Consider the following 15,588-nt stretch of genomic DNA (forward strand, 5'->3'; position numbering starts at 1 on the left):
TGCCCGCAAGCCATTCCGCTTTTAAAACGACGCTCCGAGCGCCTTCAAGTTGCGGGCGCTGATCGCCAAACATTCGAACGGGTCGCGGCCGTAGCAGTTGTCCTGCTCGACGGCGCCGTATTCGACGCCGGTCTCGTCGCACGCCTGCAAAATGGCGCGGAAATTCATGTTGCCTTCGCCGACCTCGGCAAACAGCCGCTCGCTGTTCGGCGATACGACGAAGTCTTTCAAATGGATCACCTGCATCCGCCCGTTCACTTTGCGGATCCATTCGACCGGATCGGCCCCGCCCGCCTGCACCCAGTGCACGTCCAGCTCGAAACCGAAAGCGCTTGCGTCGGACTCGGCGAACAAAATGTCCATGCCGGATTTGCCGTCGAATTTCGCGAACTCGAACGCATGATTATGGTAGACGAACTGCAGGCCCGCATCCTTCAGCTTGCGCGATACGTCGGAAGCGATTTTGGCGAAGGTCGCGTACCCTTCCGCGCTCGTCCGGTATTCGCCCGGCAAGCCGCCGATGCCTACATATTTGCAGTCCCACAGCTTATGCTTCGCGATAACCGCGTCCAAATGGTCCACCATATCCGCAAACGGGATGTGCGTGGCGCAAATATGGAGTCCGACGCGATCGACGATCGCTTTCAGCGCCTCGTCGCCGATCGGTCCGAGGCCGGAAACTTGCACCTCGTTATAGCCGATGTCCTTCACCTTTTGCAGCGTGACGGCGATGTCCTCCTCCGTCTTCAAAAAATCGCGGAGCGTGTACAGCTGTGCAGCTATTTTCATCCGTTTTTCCTCTCCCCGTTGCACGAATTTGCGGCCTACCGCGTCGGATGCGCTTTTTGCGGGCGAATGTGAACGTTTTCCGTCGCTATTATACCGTAATCGGCCGCGACAAACCATACTTTTTCCCGCCTTTTCCGGGCGGCAAGGAAACCGCCGTCTTTCGGCGAACGCCGAAAAGCCGCACCCGTCCGGGTACGGCCGGCAACGGCGGCGGCGTTCAATCGAGCTCGATCGCCCAGTTGCCCTCGCGGAAAATCGGCTCCTTCCGGCCGTCCGCCGTCACGCCGTCGATGTTCAGATCGGGTCCGCCCATCATGAAGTCGACGTGCACGAGGCTGTCGTTGGCGCCGTTCGCCTCGAGCTGCTCCTTCGTCATGCCGGTGCCGCCCTGAATCGTCGTCGGGTAGGCGCGGCCGAGAGCGAAGTGGCACGAGGCGTTTTCGTCGAACAGCGTGTTGTAAAAAATCAAATTCGTCTCCGAAATCGGCGAACGGTGCGGCACCAGAGCCAGCTCTCCGAGCTTCCGCGCCCCTTCGTCGGTGTCGAGCAGCAGCTTCAGCGTATCGTAGCCTTTGTCGGCGGAAAAGTCGGTCACTTTGCCGTTCTCGAAGCGGAGCGAAAAGCCTTCGATCAGGTTGCCGCCGTGGTTCAGCGGACGCGTGCTGCGGACGACGCCGTTCGCCCCGTCCTTGTGCGGCATCGTGAACACTTCCTCGGTCGGCATGTTCGGATTGAACGTGACGCCTTTCTCGTTCTCGGTCGAGCCGCCGTGCCAGACGTGATTGTGCGGCATGTCGACGGTCAGATCGGTGCCTTCGGCGCGGTAAACGAGCTGCTTGTACTGCTTCCGGTTCAAGTAGTCGACCGTTTTCGCCAGCCGGGCGTTATGCGCCTTCCATGCGGCGACGGGATCGTCCCGGTCGACGCGCACCGCCTTCAAAATAAGCTCCCACAGCCGGCTTTCCGCTTCCGCAGCCGGCAGGTCCGGGAATATTTTGCCCGCCCATTCCGGCGTCGGCGTCGAGATGAGCGACCAGGACACGCGGTGCGCCATCGTATAGTTGCGCCAGCCCTGCAGCGCGATTCCGGCCGTTTTGGTCGCGGTGGCGACGCGCTGCGGATCGATGCCGCTCAGCAAATCCGGATTCGGCGAATAAATGCTGAGGAAGCCGGCGCCGTTTTCCGCGAATTCCTCCCAGCCCCTCGCCCGAAACATCGGGTATTCGGTAAACGCTTCGTCGGGAGCGAGCTTGTATTTGATCTGCGTCAGCTGTTCGTCGTTCCACTCGACGTGGACGTTTTTGGCGCCCGCCTCGTATGCTTTCCGGGCGATGCCGCGGACCAGATCGGCGGCCGTAAGCGGCGCCGTTACGACGAGCGTTTGCCCCTGCTGCACGTTGATGCCGACGCGGACGGCAAGCTCCGCGTATTTTTCCAAATCGCGCTCCGATGGCATGTTCATTCCTCCAAACGATATGTATGGTGAAGCGAAGCTTTACACGTTAACTATACCATTACCGGTTTGTCCGTTCCAAATGGGCGGGCGGAGGGCGCAGAAACGATGCGGGCTATTTTGTTGCGTCCCCGATTTCGTGTACAATGAAAGGATGAGGAAGAAGGGATGGGTTCCATGAAAGTCGTCGTATCGAGCTTGAATGCCAAATATATTCATACTTGTCTCGCGCTGCGCTATTTGAAGGCGTTTTGCCAAGGCGAATTCGACGTCGAGATGGCCGAATATACGATCAAGGACCCGGCGATGAACATCGTGAGCGACTTGTTTCGCCGCGACCCGGACGTCGTCGGCTTCTCGTGCTACATTTGGAACATCGAAGAGACGATCCGGGTCGTCGGCATGCTGAAAAAAATAAAGCCGGAGCTGAAAATCGTGCTCGGCGGCCCGGAAGTGTCGTACGACACCGAGTATTGGATGAGCCGCATTCCGGAGGCCGATTTCATCGTCATGGGCGAAGGGGAGGAGACGTTCCTCCATCTGCTGCGGGAGCTGTCCGGGGCGGGCAAGTACCATTTCGTCTTCGGCATGGCGTACCGGAATGCGGCCGGCGACGTATGCGTCAACCCGGGGCGGCCGAAGCTGAATTTGAACGACATTCCGTCGCCGCACCGGTTCGCGGAGGACAAGCCGGCGCTCGGCAACCGGGTCGTTTATTTCGAAACGAGCCGCGGCTGTCCGTTCAGCTGCCAGTTTTGCCTGTCGAGCATCGAGGTCGGGGTGCGGTATTTCGACTTGGAGCGGACGAAAGCGGATCTGCTTCATCTGATCGATTCCGGGGCGAAGCTGATCAAGTTCGTCGACCGGACGTTCAACATCAAGCGCGATTACGCCATGGACATTTTCCGGTTTTTGATCGACAATCATCGCGGCTGCGTGTTTCAGTTCGAAATAACGGCCGACATCATGCGCCCCGAGGTGCTCGACTTTTTGGCCGAGCATGCGCCCGCGGGCGTTTTCCGGTTCGAAATCGGCGTCCAATCGACGAACGATCTGACGAACGAGCTCGTCATGCGGCGCCAAAATTTCGCCAAGCTGACGCGGACGGTGACGATGGTGAAGGCGAGCGGCAAAATCGATCAGCATCTCGACCTGATCGCCGGACTGCCCGAGGAAGATTACGCGTCGTTCCGCAAAACGTTCAACGACGTATTCGCCCTGGAGCCGGAGGAGCTGCAGCTCGGCTTTCTGAAAATGCTGCGCGGCACGGGACTACGCCGGGACTCGGACAAATACGGCTACGTTTATATGGATCAAGCGCCGTACGAAATACTCGGCAACTCCATTCTGCCGTTCACCGATCTGATGCGCATCAAGCGGGTGGAGGACGTGCTGGAAAAATATTGGAACGCGCACCGGATGGACCGGACCGTCCGCCATTTGATCGACCGCCGGTTCGAGTCGGCGTTCGACTTTTTCCAGCAGTTCGGCGATTATTGGGAGGCGCGCGGCTGGCAAAAGATCGGCCACCAGCTCGAAGATTTGTTCGTGCGGCTGAAGGCGTTTTTGACGGACCGCGGCACGGACGGGTTCGAGGTGATCGAAGGGCTGATGAAGCTCGACTATTTCATGAACCACAATTACAAGCCGCGCAAAATATGGTGGGAGTTCCAGCTGGACAAAGCGGCCCAGCTGCGCGGCATGCGGCTGCTCGCCGACGATCCGGACCGCGTCTCTCCCGAATTCGCGGCGCTCGGGCTGTCGGAGAAGGAGCTGCACAAGCATGCCGTCATCGAGACGCTGCCGTTCGACCTGAAGCGCTACGAGCTGGACGGGACGATCGACACGGGCAAACGCTCGCTGCTCGCGGTCGTCTACGAGCCGGACGGCAGCGGGGCGCGCCATTTTTCGATGGTGCTGGAGGCGGATGCCGGCCTTACGATGCCGCGGCAACCGGACGACAAGGAGGCATTTTCGCGATGAACGACACACGCTGGCTGGAGTGGGCGCAGCGCATTCAGGCGATCGCGCAAACGGGACTGGCCTATACTCGGAACGAATACGACATCGAACGATACGAGGAGCTGCGGGAGATCAGCATCCGAATCATGCAGGAGCATACCGGAGCGCCGTATCCGGTGATCAAGGAGCTGTTCGCCTCCGAGAGCGGCTACCCGACGCCGAAGGTCGACGTGCGCGGCGTCGTGTTCGAGGATGGCAAAATCCTGCTCGTCCGGGAAAAATCGGACGGGAAATGGACGCTGCCGGGCGGTTGGGCGGATATCGGCTATACGCCGAAGGAAGTCGCCGCGAAAGAAATCCGCGAGGAAGCGGGGTTGATCGTCCGTGCGGTCAAGCTGCTGGCGGTGCTCGACAAAAAGTGTCATCCGCACCCTCCCGAGCCATACTATATTTATAAGCTGTTCATCTTGTGCGAGCGGACGGGCGGCGCTTTGGAGGCCGGGCTGGAAACGTCCGACGCCGCCTATTTCGGGGAACACGAGCTGCCCGAGCTGTCTTTGAACCGGACGACGGAATCGCAAATCCGGCTCATGTTCGACTATTTGCGGAACCCCGGCAAGGAAGTAACGCTAGACTGACCGATTCGGACGCATAATTGGATGGGGTTGACCGGATGCAGAGCCTGCTCAGGATGTTGCGGGTTTCCTCGTTGAAAGGCCGTCTTCGGCTCACGGTGGGAGTGCTGATCGTGACGATCTGTCTGCTCGTTACGGTATTCATCTCCCTCTTCGGCAAAGTGATGAAGGAACGGGAAATCCATGCCGCGCTTCAGGAAGCGATCGATTTGCAGCGGCTTTTTATCGATAAATGGAAGACGGAACGGCTGGCCGACATGATTTATTTGGCCGAATCGCCGGCCGCCCGGTCGGGCCATATTCGGGACATGGGGAACCAGTTCCGCACGTTTCAAAAGACGCATGCCGAGTTCGATTCGATCAGCTTCGCGAACGCGGACGGAAAGCTCGTCCTGACCATGACGGAACCGTTTGATGTGGACGTAAGGGACCGGGACTACTTCCAGGCGGCGCGCGACGGCAAAACGTTCGTAACGGACGCGATGACCGGACGCGTGTCGGGGAAACCGGTGCTCGCCTTTACGGCCCCCGTCTACGACGCGAACGGGTTATTCGCCGGCGTCGTGATCGGAACGGTGCAACTGTCGTCGCTCGATGCGATCGTGAACGAGTTCCGGTTCGGGGAAAACGGCGAAACGTTTTTGCTGAACAAGGACGGCTATCGGATTACGCGGTTGAAGGGAGAGCCCGACGTTCCGAGAACGGGCGAGCCGTATACGACGGACATCTACCGCAGGGCGGTTACGGGGGAGCGGGACGGCAAAGCGTACCGGAACTTTAACGGCGAATTCGTCGTAGGCGCCTACGCATGGTCGTCGGATCGCCGCTGGCTGCTGGTGGGCGAAACGCGGACGCAGGACGTCTACAAGCCGTATTACCGGCTGCTCGCCGCCTTGGTGGCGGTAAGCGCCTTGATTTTGCTGCTCGCTTATTCGGCGGCGATGCTGTTTACGCGCAAAATCAGCGCCTTGCTCGGCCATTTGCTGGACGGCACGAAACGGATCCGCGCGGGGCAATACGGCTACCGGATCGATCCGTCCGTGACGGAATCGGCTCCGACGGAGCTGAAGGAGCTGTCGGACAACTTCAACATCATGTCGGACAAATTGGAGCGAACGGTCCGGCTGCTCGAGGAATCGGCCGTCGTCGATCATTTGACGGAAGTGTACAACCGGCGGTTTTTGATGAACGAAGGCGCCAAAATCGAAGAAGCGGCGGCGCGGGCCGGCAAGCCGTCCTGCATCCTGCTGATCGACGTCGACTACTTCAAGCAGATCAACGACACGTACGGCCATCTGGTCGGGGACCGCGTGCTGAAGCATGCCGCCGCGCTGCTCGTCGCCTGCGTGCGCAATTCCGACGTGGCGGCCCGGTACGGCGGCGAGGAGTTCGTCGTGCTGGCCACGGGCTGCGGGCTGAGCCAAGGGCGCGAGCTGGCCGAGCGGATCCGGACGTGGGTGCTCAATTCGCCGTACCGGGACGAGGAGCGGGAGATCGCCATCACCGTCAGCATCGGCGTCGCCGAGTCGAATCCGCGGCGCACGTACGGCACGAATACGCTCGAGGATATGATCGAGCGCGCGGACAAGGCGCTGTATCGGGCCAAGCATCGCGGGCGCAACCGGGTCGAGTGCGACGACAGCGCGACGTAGGGGCGGCGTTTTTGGGGAAAATAGGCCCGCTCTTATATACATGCAACGAACGTGTCTACGGTTCGCTTTCGGCCGTCGGCCGCATCCAGGCATCCGCCAAACGGCGGATGCCTTCGTCGATTTGCCGCTCGTCCAGCCCTCCGAAGCCGAGCAGCACGGCGGACGGCTCGTCCGGCTGCGGCTCCACCCGGTATACGGACACCGGGTAGACGCGAACGCCGGCCTCATCCGCCAGCCGGATCAGCTCCGCTTCGTCGCGGCCGTCCGCCGGCTCCAGCAGGACGTGCAGGCCGGCCGGCCCGCCGCTCACGCGAAAGTCCGGCTCCAGCCGGCGCTTCGCCGCCTGGAGCAGCGCCGCCTGCTTGCGCTGGTAGACGCTGCGCATTTTGCGGATATGGCGCTGCATATGGCCTCCCGTCATGAACAGCTCCAGCGTCTTCTGATGGAGCGGCGAGGCGAGCCGGTCGAACGGATGGAGCGCGGTCCGTGCCGCCGCCGCAAGGTCCGGCGGCAATGCCGCATAGCTCAGCCGGAAGGCGGGTGCGAGCGCGCGGGAAAACGTGCCCATGTACGCGACCCGGCTTGCGGCGGCGTCCATCCCTTGCAGCGACGGAATCGGCATGCCGGCGTAGCGGAATTCGCCGTCGTAGTCGTCCTCGACGATCAGACCGCCGGTTTCCGCCGCCCAGTTCAGCAGCCGCCGCCGTTTGCCGATCGACATGACCATCCCGTACGGAAACTGGTGCGACGGCGTCGTGTACACGATTTTCGCCCCGCTGCGGTACAACTCCTCGATGTCGATGCCGTCGGATTCGAGGCGGAGCGGGATCAGCCTGTACCCGTACTGGCGCATGATGGCGGCGATGCCGTCGCTCATCGACCGCTCCACGGCCATCGCCGTCAGCGAGGCGCCGTACGGCGTGCGCTGCAGAAGCCGGCATATTTGCTCCATCGTATGGTGGGTGCCCGCCCCGACGACGATCCGGTCGGGAGGACAGACGACCGCGCGCGCCCGGTACGCGTAGTCGGACAGCGCCTCGCGAAACCCCGGCTCGCCCAGCGGGTCGCCGTACCGGAACAAGTCGCGGTGCTCGGGCGCGAAGCAGCCGCCGAGCAGCTTTTTCCAGAGCGGGAACGGAAAATGGGCGAGATCGACGTCGCCGTACGAGAAGTCGATCCGCTCCCGCGCCGCTCGGCCGTATTCGCGCGGCGATTCCGCCGGCAAGGATGCCTCGGAAGCGGCAATGGCCGGCAGCGGACGAGCTTCTTCGCGCCGCGCCGCCGCGCCGCCGCCGCCGATGCCGCCGGATGCCGATACGGAACGTACGCTCGTGAAATCCGGCTCGTAGGGAAGCACCGCAATTCCGCTGCGGGGACGGCTCTCGGCGTAACCTTCCGCGATCAGCTGCCGATAGGCGTCCTCCACCGGGGTGCGGCTAATGCCGAGATGCGCCGCCAGCTTGCGGACGGACGGGAGGCGCGAGCCGGGGGCGAGGCGCGCCGCCTCGATTTCCCCGCGGATATGGCGGTACAGCTGGCTGTACAACGGTTCGGGATGATCGGCGTCAAGCGGCGGAAGCAGTTCCATACGGAATTCGATCTCCTTTCCGGCGATAATCTGTCACCTGCAAAATTCGTATTCTGGTTATGTTCAAAATGTCAGATACGTTTTATCGTTACCGTATCACAACTTGTCGCGATGCGAAAGGAGAAATTGCCATGATCCCGATCCATCCCCGAATCGAACGATTGCAGCCTTATGTCGCCGGAGAGCGTCCCGAAGCCGGAACCCGGGCGATCAAGCTGAACCAGAACGAAAGTCCGTACCCCACTTCGCCGTCCGTCCGCGAGGCGCTTCGGCGGCTCGGGCCCGAGCTGCTGCGGGAATATCCCGACGCTTTGTGCGGCCGGCTTCGCGAAGCGCTGTCGGCCGTACACGGCATCCCGGCGTCGCGAATCGTATGCGGCAACGGGTCGAGCGAGCTCATTACGCTGCTGTTCAAAACGTTTCTGCGGGAAGGCGACGCCGTCGCGATCGCCGATCCGACTTTCGGCCTGTACGAAACGACGGCCGATACGTTCGGGGTCCGAACGGTCCGCGTGCCGGCGGACGACAGCTTTCGCATCGATCCGATGCGGCTGGCCGAAGCGGGCCCGCAAGCGGTCGTGATCGCCAATCCGAACGCTCCGACGGGGCTGCATCTGGAGGCCGCCAACATCGAACGGCTGCTGCGGTCGTACAACGGACTCGTCGTCGTCGACGAAGCGTATATCGATTTCGCGCCGGAAGGCGTATCGGTCCTGAAGCTCGTCGAGACGTACGACCATCTGCTCGTGCTGCGGACGTTTTCGAAGGCGTACGCGCTGTGCGGCGCGCGAATCGGCTTCGCGGCGGCAAACGAGCGGCTCGTCCGGGCGATGCTCAAGGCGAGGGAGACGTTCAGCGTGGGAGCGGTGGCGCAGCTGGCGGCCGAAGCGGCTTTGGCCGATCCGGACTATGTGCGGCTGACGGTATCGCGAATCGCGCAAACGCGCGACCGGTTCGCGTCGGGGCTGACCGGGCTCGGCTGGAGCGTCGTCCCTTCGGTCGCGAATTTCGTGCTGGCCGCCCCGCCGCAGGACGGACCGTCCGCGAAGGAGCTGTACGAGCGGCTGCTCGCGGAGCGCATTTACGTCCGCTATTTCGACGCTCCCCGGCTGTCCGACAAGCTGCGGATCAGCATCGGCACGGACGGGGACATGGAGGCGCTGCTGGGCGTTTTGAGGCGATTCGGCGGGAACGTCTGTTAGGCAGGGTTGTTTGTTGGAAATGCACCCCGTTTTTCAGCAGATCCCGCCCGCGCCCCTTAACAATGATGGGGCGGCGGCGGGACGGGCCCCAAGTTCCAAGAGTCTAACGGACATGGCGGCCGCTAATGTGCCCTATTTCGGCTTATATTTTTTCTAACGGACACAGGCACAGCTATTTGGTCAAAAACCCCCTTTCGGACGGCGGTTCGGAACCATTAAGCGCAGGTGGTGTCCGTTACGATTGGAAAACGGCCGATTTTCGCGAAATAAGACGCCGTGGCGTCCGTTACGTTTCCGAAGCCGGCTGTTTTCGGCTCATTCTCGAAATACGTCGATAGACCTTTCTTACCGGGCTCTTCATCGAACGAAAACCGCTGCGCAGAGGCGATTTCGATCGAATTCGGAGGAAAGAAGAGTACCATGCGGCACCCGAACGGTTTGCGGGTTGTAGAGGGACGCCTCCCCCCAACGTTTCGGTCCGGCGAAACCGATGTGGTATACTGGAGACAATCTATTATTTTCACGCGCAGAGGTGTCGACAAGGTGAAGACGGTCGTTGTTATCGGCGGGGGCATTACCGGCTTAAGCGCCGCGTACTACTTGAGCAATCGGATCAAGGCCGGCCGGGTGCGGGCGAACGTGACGCTGATCGAAGCCGAGGATCGTTTGGGCGGCAAAATCAACACGTTTCGCGACGGCGAATTTATTATGGAAACGGGCGCGGACTCCATCGTCACCCGCAAGACGAACGTGGCGCCGTTAATCGAGGAGCTTGGGCTGCAGGACGACGTCGTTTACAACGCGACCGGCCGGTCGTTCATCCATATCGACGGAGAACTGAAGCGGATTCCGGACGACGCGGTTTTCGGCATCCCGGCCAGCATCGAATCGCTCGCGAAAAGCGAGCTCATATCCGCAGAGGGCAAGGTCGAGGCGCTCAAAGACTTTTATACGACGAACGAAACGTTTACGAAGACCGATTCGATCGGGCTGTTCCTGGAGCATTTTCTCGGCAAGGAAATCGTCGAGCGGCAAATCGCGCCGGTGCTGTCCGGCGTTTATTCCGGCAAGCTTCAAGACTTGACGATCGCCTCCACGCTTCCTTATTTGCTCGATTATAAAAACGAATACGGCAGCATTATCCGGGGCTTGTCCGAAAACAGGCAAACATTCAAGGGGACGGGCGGCAGCAAGTTTTTATCGTTCAAAAACGGGCTCTCGTCGCTCGTCGACAAGATGGAGGAGGCGCTCGCAGGCGTGGACGTCGTCAAGGGCGTTCGGGTCGGCGCGATCGAAAAGCGGGACGGACGTTACCGGATAGCGCTCGCGAACGGTTCCGGCATGGAGGCGGATTTCGTCGTCCTGAGCACCCCGCATTCGGTCTCGCAGGCGCTGCTCCGTTCCGAGGAGCTGAGCGAGGACTTCCGTCGGTTGAAGGACAGCTCCCTGATCAGCGTATATGTCGGATTCGACGTGCCGGACGACGTGCTGCCGGAGGACGGGACCGGCTTCATCGCCGCTTCGTCCGGCGGCCTGCGGTGCGACGCCTGCACGTGGACGAGCCGGAAATGGGAGCATACGTCCGCCGCCAAACGGCTGCTCGTCCGCTTGTTTTATAAAAGCACCAATCCCGTTTACGAGACGCTGCGCCGGTTGACGGAGGACGAGCTGCTGCAGGTGGCGCTCGGCGATATCGAAAGCAGCCTCGGCGTTGCCGCCGTACCGGTTGCGCATCGGGTGACGAAATGGCACGAATCGATGCCGACTTACCATATCGAGCATCACGGCGTCGTCAAGTCGCTCGAGCAAAAAATCGAACGAAGCTACCCGGGCGTCATCCTGGCCGGATGCTCGTATTACGGCGTCGGCATTCCGGACTGCATCGCGAACGGCGAGCGGGCGGCCGAGCGAATCGCCGATAAGCTGTAAGCCGCGCACGGGCGAAGTACGATTCCGATTTCATCGGGAAGCGGGGGAGTCTATGGCATACGAAAGGTTTCGGCAGCTGCTGGGGGAACCGATATTGGAGGCGAAGGAGCTGGACCCGGGGTATTCCGGACATGCCAGCAGCGTCTGGCTCGTGAAAACGCCGACCCGGGAAGCGATCGTCCGCTCTTCGCGGCTGAAGGACGAACCCGACCGCGAATTTTGGGGAGGCTGCAGATGGCTGTTCGGCATCGATCCGAGGCGGATGATCTTTATGGAGCACTCGGCCGGGCTGCTGAACCGGATATCGGTCATTCCGGCGCCCCGGACGCTGTCGAAGGCGATCGTGCAGGGCAAAGAATATATCGTCGTCGAAAAAATGGAAGGCCGGCAATTGGCGCGGTTCGCCGATTTGACCGCCGACGCGCTGTACGAATTCGGGCGCTGGCTGGCGAAGGTCCACGGCCATCGCTACGAAACGTTCGGCAATTTGGCCGGCACCCGGGCGATCCATAAAAATGAGTTTCACCGGCATATGCTGTCGACGATGGAGCGCCTCGTTTCAAACGAGCACGGCGACCGCCCCGAGATGAAGGACGAGCTGGCGCGAATCTCGGCGCTGACGGCGGGGCTGCCGCATCCGGACGGATGCGCGCCCGTCCTGGTCGATATGGACCCTTCGCAATTTCTCGCGAGCGGCGGCCGGATTACGGCGATCGTCGATACGGAAGCCTACGTGATCGCCCCGCCCGAGCTGGACTTCGTCGGACTCGAATACGTGCTGGACGCCGCCGCGGCCAAGCCTTTCGCGGAAGGCTACGCGTCGCTGCGAGCCATACCGGATTTGTCGCAAGTCAGAGCGCCGTACCGGTTTCTGTATTTGCTGCTGGGCGTGCACGGCTCGGCCGAATTGCACGAATGGAACGCGCGGCCGCCTCTCTTTTAAGCCGGAGCAGCGGTCGAGCGGAGGAAGTCGGCGGGCGCAATAGAGGGGCAAAAAAAGAAGCGCAACCGCTTATCTGCTGTTGCGCCATTTATTGAATTCCAAAAATTCGAGAAACTGCTCTTTGCTGATTCCGGAATCCATCGCTTCCCGAATCAGCGCGATCCACTCGGCGTCCAGCTCCCGCGCCGCGTTTTTTTTATCGTTCAAAAAATCTTCGACCGGTATTTCCAAAACGGCACAAATTTTTTCCAACAGATGGATCGACGGGTTTTTCTGGATGTCACGCTCGATCGAACTCAAGTACGACTTGGCGACACCGGCCTTTTCGGCCAATTCGCTGAGCGATAGCCCTTTTCCGAGACGGAGTTCTTTCACGCGTTTGCCAATCATGCGATTACCCCTTTGAATTGAACGTGCATTCCTCTTTCTTTAGTTTCATTATATGAAAAACGCGTATCTACGTCCACTCAAAGAAGGAGACGGCAGAGCGGCGAGAAGCCGTTAAGCGCTTTCATAACAATCGAACCGCAAAAGCCCGTTAATTCTCGGGCTTCTTTTCTCTCGGCGAACTTTGCCACAAAAACTGTCGTATCTCTTCAACGGTTATGCCGATTTGTTTGGCGGCCATCATGAGATGAATCCAATTCGGGTCCAGCTTCTTCGTTTCGTACTGATAGTGGCGCAAGCCTTGCATGTTCGAACTCCCCCAATAGCTTCGGTGGTTGTCGCTTGAATGCAAGTGACGTCGTATCATAGTATTCGCGCTTGTCCTCCGTTTTGAGGGGGGCAGGAATTTTTTGGCAAAACGAAGCGCAAGCCATAATCGATCGATTACGGCTTGCGGGCGGCGGCGAACGTCAGCCGCCGAACGCGTCCCGAAACGCTTTCGAAAGCTCGGCGCGATCGACGTTCCACAGCTGCGCGATGTCCGCGCTGACGTTTTCGTCCCACCAATCGGACAGCAGCTTCCGGTTGCTGCTGTTTTCCGCGATATACGGCAAATTCAGGACCACTTTTTTCAAATACAGCTCCTCGGCTTCGGCCAGCTGGGCAGGGGGAATCCATACTTTCAGCCGTTTGACCGTCCGGTACAGCTCTTTGTTGCAAGCCCGGCGTATTTTCCGAAGCGTCGGCAAATTTTGGTTATGCTTCTCGCTGTGCTTTTCGCCCGCAGGTTTGATCATGCGCCAACCATCGCTCCTCTCTGCTGTTACTTTATGCAGAGAGAGGCCGCTAGGCTACTGCGGCCGTCCGCTCAATCCACGACGATATAGCCGATCATCGGGCCGCCGTGCGCGAAGTCGGGATGGGTGAGGCAAATGATCCGGTAAATGCCCGGTTTGTCCGCCTTGAACGAAACGATCGTTTCTTCGCCCTTCTTCACCTCGCCGCGGATGCCAAGCCCTTCGATGATGAACGGATGGCTCGCTCCGTTCACGCCGGTAATGCTCAGCCTCACCTTCTCGCCTTTGCGAACGACGACCGTTCCGGGATCCCAGCGGTAGGCTTCGATTTCTTTGCCGTTTTCCAGCGTCGACTTGAATTCGCCGGTCACCATATGTACGGTGCGTTCTCCGGCGGGCGTACCGGAAACGAAAGCCGTCCGCTCCTGCCGGACGTACAGCAAGTAGGCCGCCGCCAGAAGCGCGATGCCGGCGGCGAGCAGCAGCTTCCTTCTGCCGAAGACGAATATGCGGACGGCTCCGCGCTTGTCCGGCTTGCGGCGCATCGGGTCGTACCCCATCGGTGTCCCTCCTCCTCTTCCCGGGAGACTTCCGGACCCGGTCCGGCAAGCCTCGCGGCGCTATTCCTCCTTATTAGCGTATGAGAAGGCTTGTTTCGTCATGACAGAAGCGCGGGAGCCCCGCGCTTACAGCCATCGCCTCGGATAAGGCGTTCGGGACAAACGGTGATACGCCCAGGCGACCGTTACGACGAACAGCGAGCCGAGCAGGACGGGGGAAAGCAAGAACGGCCACCCGGCTCCGGACAGCATGACGACGAGCGGGTCGGCCCCCGCGGGCGGATGGACCGTTTTCGTCCACTGCATGACGGCGATGGCGAGACCGACGGCAAGCGCCATGCTCCAGGGCTCGCTCCCGGCCAGCTGCTGCACGGCCAGGCCGATCAGCGCGCTGAGGACGTGGCCTCCGACGATATTGCGCGGCTGGGCGAGCGGACTGTCGGGCAGGGCGAAGGCGAGCACGCACGTGGCGCCGAAGGGGGCGATCAGGAGCGGCAGACGGGCGGCGTCGCCGACGGCGAGCGCGAGCCAGACGGCGAGAAAGCCGCCCAGTCCGGGCAAGGCGAGGCGAACCATTCGTTGAACAGAAGGCATCATCATTCCTCCGGGTCGATCAGTATCGGCTGTTGTCAATCCGTACGGTCGATGATACCATAATGCTATCGATTTGAGATGCGAATGATTTCGATAGGATGTATTCGAAATTGAAATGACAGAACGCGTTGACGAGGGGGAGAGCCGGTTGATCGAACAGCTCGAAGGCCGTTTTTTCAAAACGTTTCTGGCGGTGTTTCGCGAAAAAAGCTTCAGCCGGGCCGCCGACAAGCTCGGCTACGTGCAATCGACGGTGACGGCGCACATCCGGTCGCTCGAGCAGGCATGCGGCAAAAAGCTGTTCGACCGGCTGGCGCGCGGCGTGGAGCCGACGGAGGCGGGAGTCGAGATGGCGAAATTCGCCCGCCAGTTCGCCAGCCTGAGCGACTCGCTCGAGGAGGCGATGAGCCGGATCGAGACTCCGCGCGGCACGGTCCGGCTGCAGGCGCTCGAGTCGTTTTGCGTGACGCGTCTGCCGCGGTTTTTCGGCTCCTTTTTCGCCGCTTATCCGGACATCCGGCTTCATCTGGAGACGGGCTTTTACCGCGAGGTGGTCGAAAGCGTGTCGAACGGCCGGGTCGATCTCGGCATCGTGTCGCAGCGCCCGCAGCAGAGCGATCTCGATTTTTTCCCGCTGCGGGAAGAGAAGCTGATCGTCGTCGCGTCGCCGGAGATCGGGCGCATCCACGAGAGAGAAGGATGGGAAGGGCTGCGGGGCGTGCGGGTCGTCGGCTTCGGCAGCAGGTGCGTGTACCAGACGTACGCGAGCGAGCTTTTGTCGGCGCACGGACTGGGAGACGGCGACGCGCTGGAATTCGCCAGCCTCGAGATGATCAAGCAAACGGTGCGGAGCGGTCTCGGCGTCGCGCTGCTGCCCGAAGTCGGCGTCGAGGCGGAAATTCGCGCCGGCGAGCTGTGCGCGCTCCGGGCGGAGCCGGTGCCGCTGACGCACGGCCTCGTCGCGCGGGGCGGACGGGAGCTGAACGCGGCGCCCAAACGGCTGAAGCAGTCGCTCCTCGATTTTTTCGCGGCCGGAGGGTAAGGCGTTCGGCCGTTTGCCGGCACGGGAAGAGGGAGTCGCGGGGACGGAGCCCGGC

Annotated in this window: 15 protein-coding genes; 7 read left to right on the forward strand and 8 right to left on the reverse strand. The window is 61.0% G+C overall.

Annotated features, from left to right (window positions below; genetic code table 11):
• Nucleotides 1-21: 21 nt before the first annotated feature.
• Both PV407_RS24885 and PV407_RS24890 read right to left on the reverse strand, forming a co-directional pair.
• A complete protein-coding gene (locus PV407_RS24885; protein ID WP_332092712.1) occupies nt 22-789 on the reverse strand; it encodes a sugar phosphate isomerase/epimerase family protein in 768 nt (255 codons plus the stop codon).
• 217 nt (nt 790-1,006) lie between these two features.
• Nucleotides 1,007-2,245: an aminopeptidase gene (locus PV407_RS24890; protein ID WP_442951704.1), complete on the reverse strand. Its 1,239-nt coding sequence runs from the start codon at nt 2,243-2,245 to the stop codon at nt 1,007-1,009.
• 174 nt (nt 2,246-2,419) lie between these two features.
• Here PV407_RS24890 and PV407_RS24895 point away from each other — a divergent pair, with 174 nt between their 5' ends.
• From PV407_RS24895 to PV407_RS24905, 3 genes are read left to right on the forward strand one after another with little or no spacing between them, the layout of a single operon-like run.
• Nucleotides 2,420-4,225, forward strand: a complete 1,806-nt coding sequence (locus PV407_RS24895; RefSeq protein WP_332092769.1) for a B12-binding domain-containing radical SAM protein — start codon at nt 2,420-2,422, stop codon at nt 4,223-4,225.
• Complete coding sequence (locus tag PV407_RS24900) at nt 4,222-4,842, forward strand: NUDIX hydrolase (RefSeq protein ID WP_332092714.1); 621 nt, start codon at nt 4,222-4,224, stop codon at nt 4,840-4,842. The genes PV407_RS24895 and PV407_RS24900 overlap by 4 nt, the downstream gene beginning before the upstream one ends.
• A gap of 53 nt (nt 4,843-4,895) precedes the next feature.
• Complete coding sequence (locus PV407_RS24905) at nt 4,896-6,491, forward strand: sensor domain-containing diguanylate cyclase (RefSeq protein ID WP_332092715.1); 1,596 nt, start codon at nt 4,896-4,898, stop codon at nt 6,489-6,491.
• Between the two features lie 55 nt (nt 6,492-6,546).
• Here the strand turns inward: PV407_RS24905 and pdxR are convergent, their stop codons facing one another.
• A complete protein-coding gene (pdxR, locus tag PV407_RS24910; protein ID WP_332092716.1) occupies nt 6,547-8,079 on the reverse strand; it encodes a MocR-like pyridoxine biosynthesis transcription factor PdxR in 1,533 nt (510 codons plus the stop codon).
• A gap of 131 nt (nt 8,080-8,210) precedes the next feature.
• On the opposite strand from pdxR, the gene hisC reads away from it, so the two are divergent.
• From hisC to PV407_RS24925, 3 genes are all read left to right on the forward strand, one after another.
• Nucleotides 8,211-9,281, forward strand: a complete 1,071-nt coding sequence (hisC, locus tag PV407_RS24915; RefSeq protein WP_332092717.1) for a histidinol-phosphate transaminase — start codon at nt 8,211-8,213, stop codon at nt 9,279-9,281.
• A 543-nt stretch (nt 9,282-9,824) separates the two neighbouring features.
• A complete protein-coding gene (locus PV407_RS24920; RefSeq protein WP_332092718.1) occupies nt 9,825-11,210 on the forward strand; it encodes a protoporphyrinogen oxidase in 1,386 nt (461 codons plus the stop codon).
• 52 nt (nt 11,211-11,262) lie between these two features.
• Nucleotides 11,263-12,153: a phosphotransferase gene (locus PV407_RS24925; protein WP_332092719.1), complete on the forward strand. Its 891-nt coding sequence runs from the start codon at nt 11,263-11,265 to the stop codon at nt 12,151-12,153.
• Between the two features lie 69 nt (nt 12,154-12,222).
• On the opposite strand, the gene PV407_RS24930 is transcribed toward PV407_RS24925, so the two are convergent.
• From PV407_RS24930 to PV407_RS24950, 5 genes are all read right to left on the reverse strand, one after another.
• Complete coding sequence (locus tag PV407_RS24930; RefSeq protein WP_332092720.1) at nt 12,223-12,543, reverse strand: helix-turn-helix domain-containing protein; 321 nt, start codon at nt 12,541-12,543, stop codon at nt 12,223-12,225.
• A 148-nt stretch (nt 12,544-12,691) separates the two neighbouring features.
• Nucleotides 12,692-12,847, reverse strand: a complete 156-nt coding sequence (locus PV407_RS24935) for an anti-repressor SinI family protein (RefSeq protein ID WP_332092721.1) — start codon at nt 12,845-12,847, stop codon at nt 12,692-12,694.
• A gap of 163 nt (nt 12,848-13,010) precedes the next feature.
• Complete coding sequence (locus PV407_RS24940; RefSeq protein ID WP_332092722.1) at nt 13,011-13,337, reverse strand: dehydrogenase; 327 nt, start codon at nt 13,335-13,337, stop codon at nt 13,011-13,013.
• Nucleotides 13,338-13,408: 71 nt separating this feature from the next.
• The gene (locus tag PV407_RS24945) at nt 13,409-13,897 is read right to left on the reverse strand and encodes a cupredoxin domain-containing protein (RefSeq protein WP_332092723.1); all 489 of its coding nucleotides are present in this window, start codon (nt 13,895-13,897) and stop codon (nt 13,409-13,411) included.
• A 126-nt stretch (nt 13,898-14,023) separates the two neighbouring features.
• Nucleotides 14,024-14,491 (reverse strand): HPP family protein, encoded by a 468-nt coding sequence (locus tag PV407_RS24950; RefSeq protein WP_332092724.1) that lies wholly within the window; start codon nt 14,489-14,491, stop codon nt 14,024-14,026.
• A gap of 115 nt (nt 14,492-14,606) precedes the next feature.
• Here PV407_RS24950 and PV407_RS24955 point away from each other — a divergent pair, with 115 nt between their 5' ends.
• Entirely contained in the window at nt 14,607-15,533 is a 927-nt protein-coding gene (locus PV407_RS24955) for a LysR family transcriptional regulator (RefSeq protein WP_332092725.1), read from the forward strand.
• The last annotated feature ends 55 nt before the right edge of the window (nt 15,534-15,588 follow it).

The organism is Paenibacillus sp. GYB003, assembly GCF_036577625.1.
Classification (GTDB): Bacteria; Bacillota; Bacilli; order Paenibacillales; family NBRC-103111; genus Paenibacillus_AB.

Bases quoted from the DNA above. Each gene is read 5' to 3' on its own strand.
- PV407_RS24885 (WP_332092712.1), bottom strand. From the start codon at position 789: ATGAAAATAGCTGCACAGCTGTACACGCTCCGCGATTTTTTGAAGACG.
- PV407_RS24890 (WP_442951704.1), bottom strand. From the start codon at position 2,245: ATGCCATCGGAGCGCGATTTGGAAAAATACGCGGAGCTTGCCGTCCGC.
- PV407_RS24895 (WP_332092769.1), top strand. From the start codon at position 2,420: ATGAAAGTCGTCGTATCGAGCTTGAATGCCAAATATATTCATACTTGT.
- PV407_RS24900 (WP_332092714.1), top strand. From the start codon at position 4,222: ATGAACGACACACGCTGGCTGGAGTGGGCGCAGCGCATTCAGGCGATC.
- PV407_RS24905 (WP_332092715.1), top strand. From the start codon at position 4,896: ATGTTGCGGGTTTCCTCGTTGAAAGGCCGTCTTCGGCTCACGGTGGGA.
- pdxR (WP_332092716.1), bottom strand. From the start codon at position 8,079: ATGGAACTGCTTCCGCCGCTTGACGCCGATCATCCCGAACCGTTGTAC.
- hisC (WP_332092717.1), top strand. From the start codon at position 8,211: ATGATCCCGATCCATCCCCGAATCGAACGATTGCAGCCTTATGTCGCC.
- PV407_RS24925 (WP_332092719.1), top strand. From the start codon at position 11,263: ATGGCATACGAAAGGTTTCGGCAGCTGCTGGGGGAACCGATATTGGAG.
- PV407_RS24930 (WP_332092720.1), bottom strand. From the start codon at position 12,543: ATGATTGGCAAACGCGTGAAAGAACTCCGTCTCGGAAAAGGGCTATCG.
- PV407_RS24935 (WP_332092721.1), bottom strand. From the start codon at position 12,847: ATGCAAGGCTTGCGCCACTATCAGTACGAAACGAAGAAGCTGGACCCG.
- PV407_RS24940 (WP_332092722.1), bottom strand. From the start codon at position 13,337: ATGATCAAACCTGCGGGCGAAAAGCACAGCGAGAAGCATAACCAAAAT.
- PV407_RS24945 (WP_332092723.1), bottom strand. From the start codon at position 13,897: ATGGGGTACGACCCGATGCGCCGCAAGCCGGACAAGCGCGGAGCCGTC.
- PV407_RS24950 (WP_332092724.1), bottom strand. From the start codon at position 14,491: ATGCCTTCTGTTCAACGAATGGTTCGCCTCGCCTTGCCCGGACTGGGC.
- PV407_RS24955 (WP_332092725.1), top strand. From the start codon at position 14,607: ATGACAGAACGCGTTGACGAGGGGGAGAGCCGGTTGATCGAACAGCTC.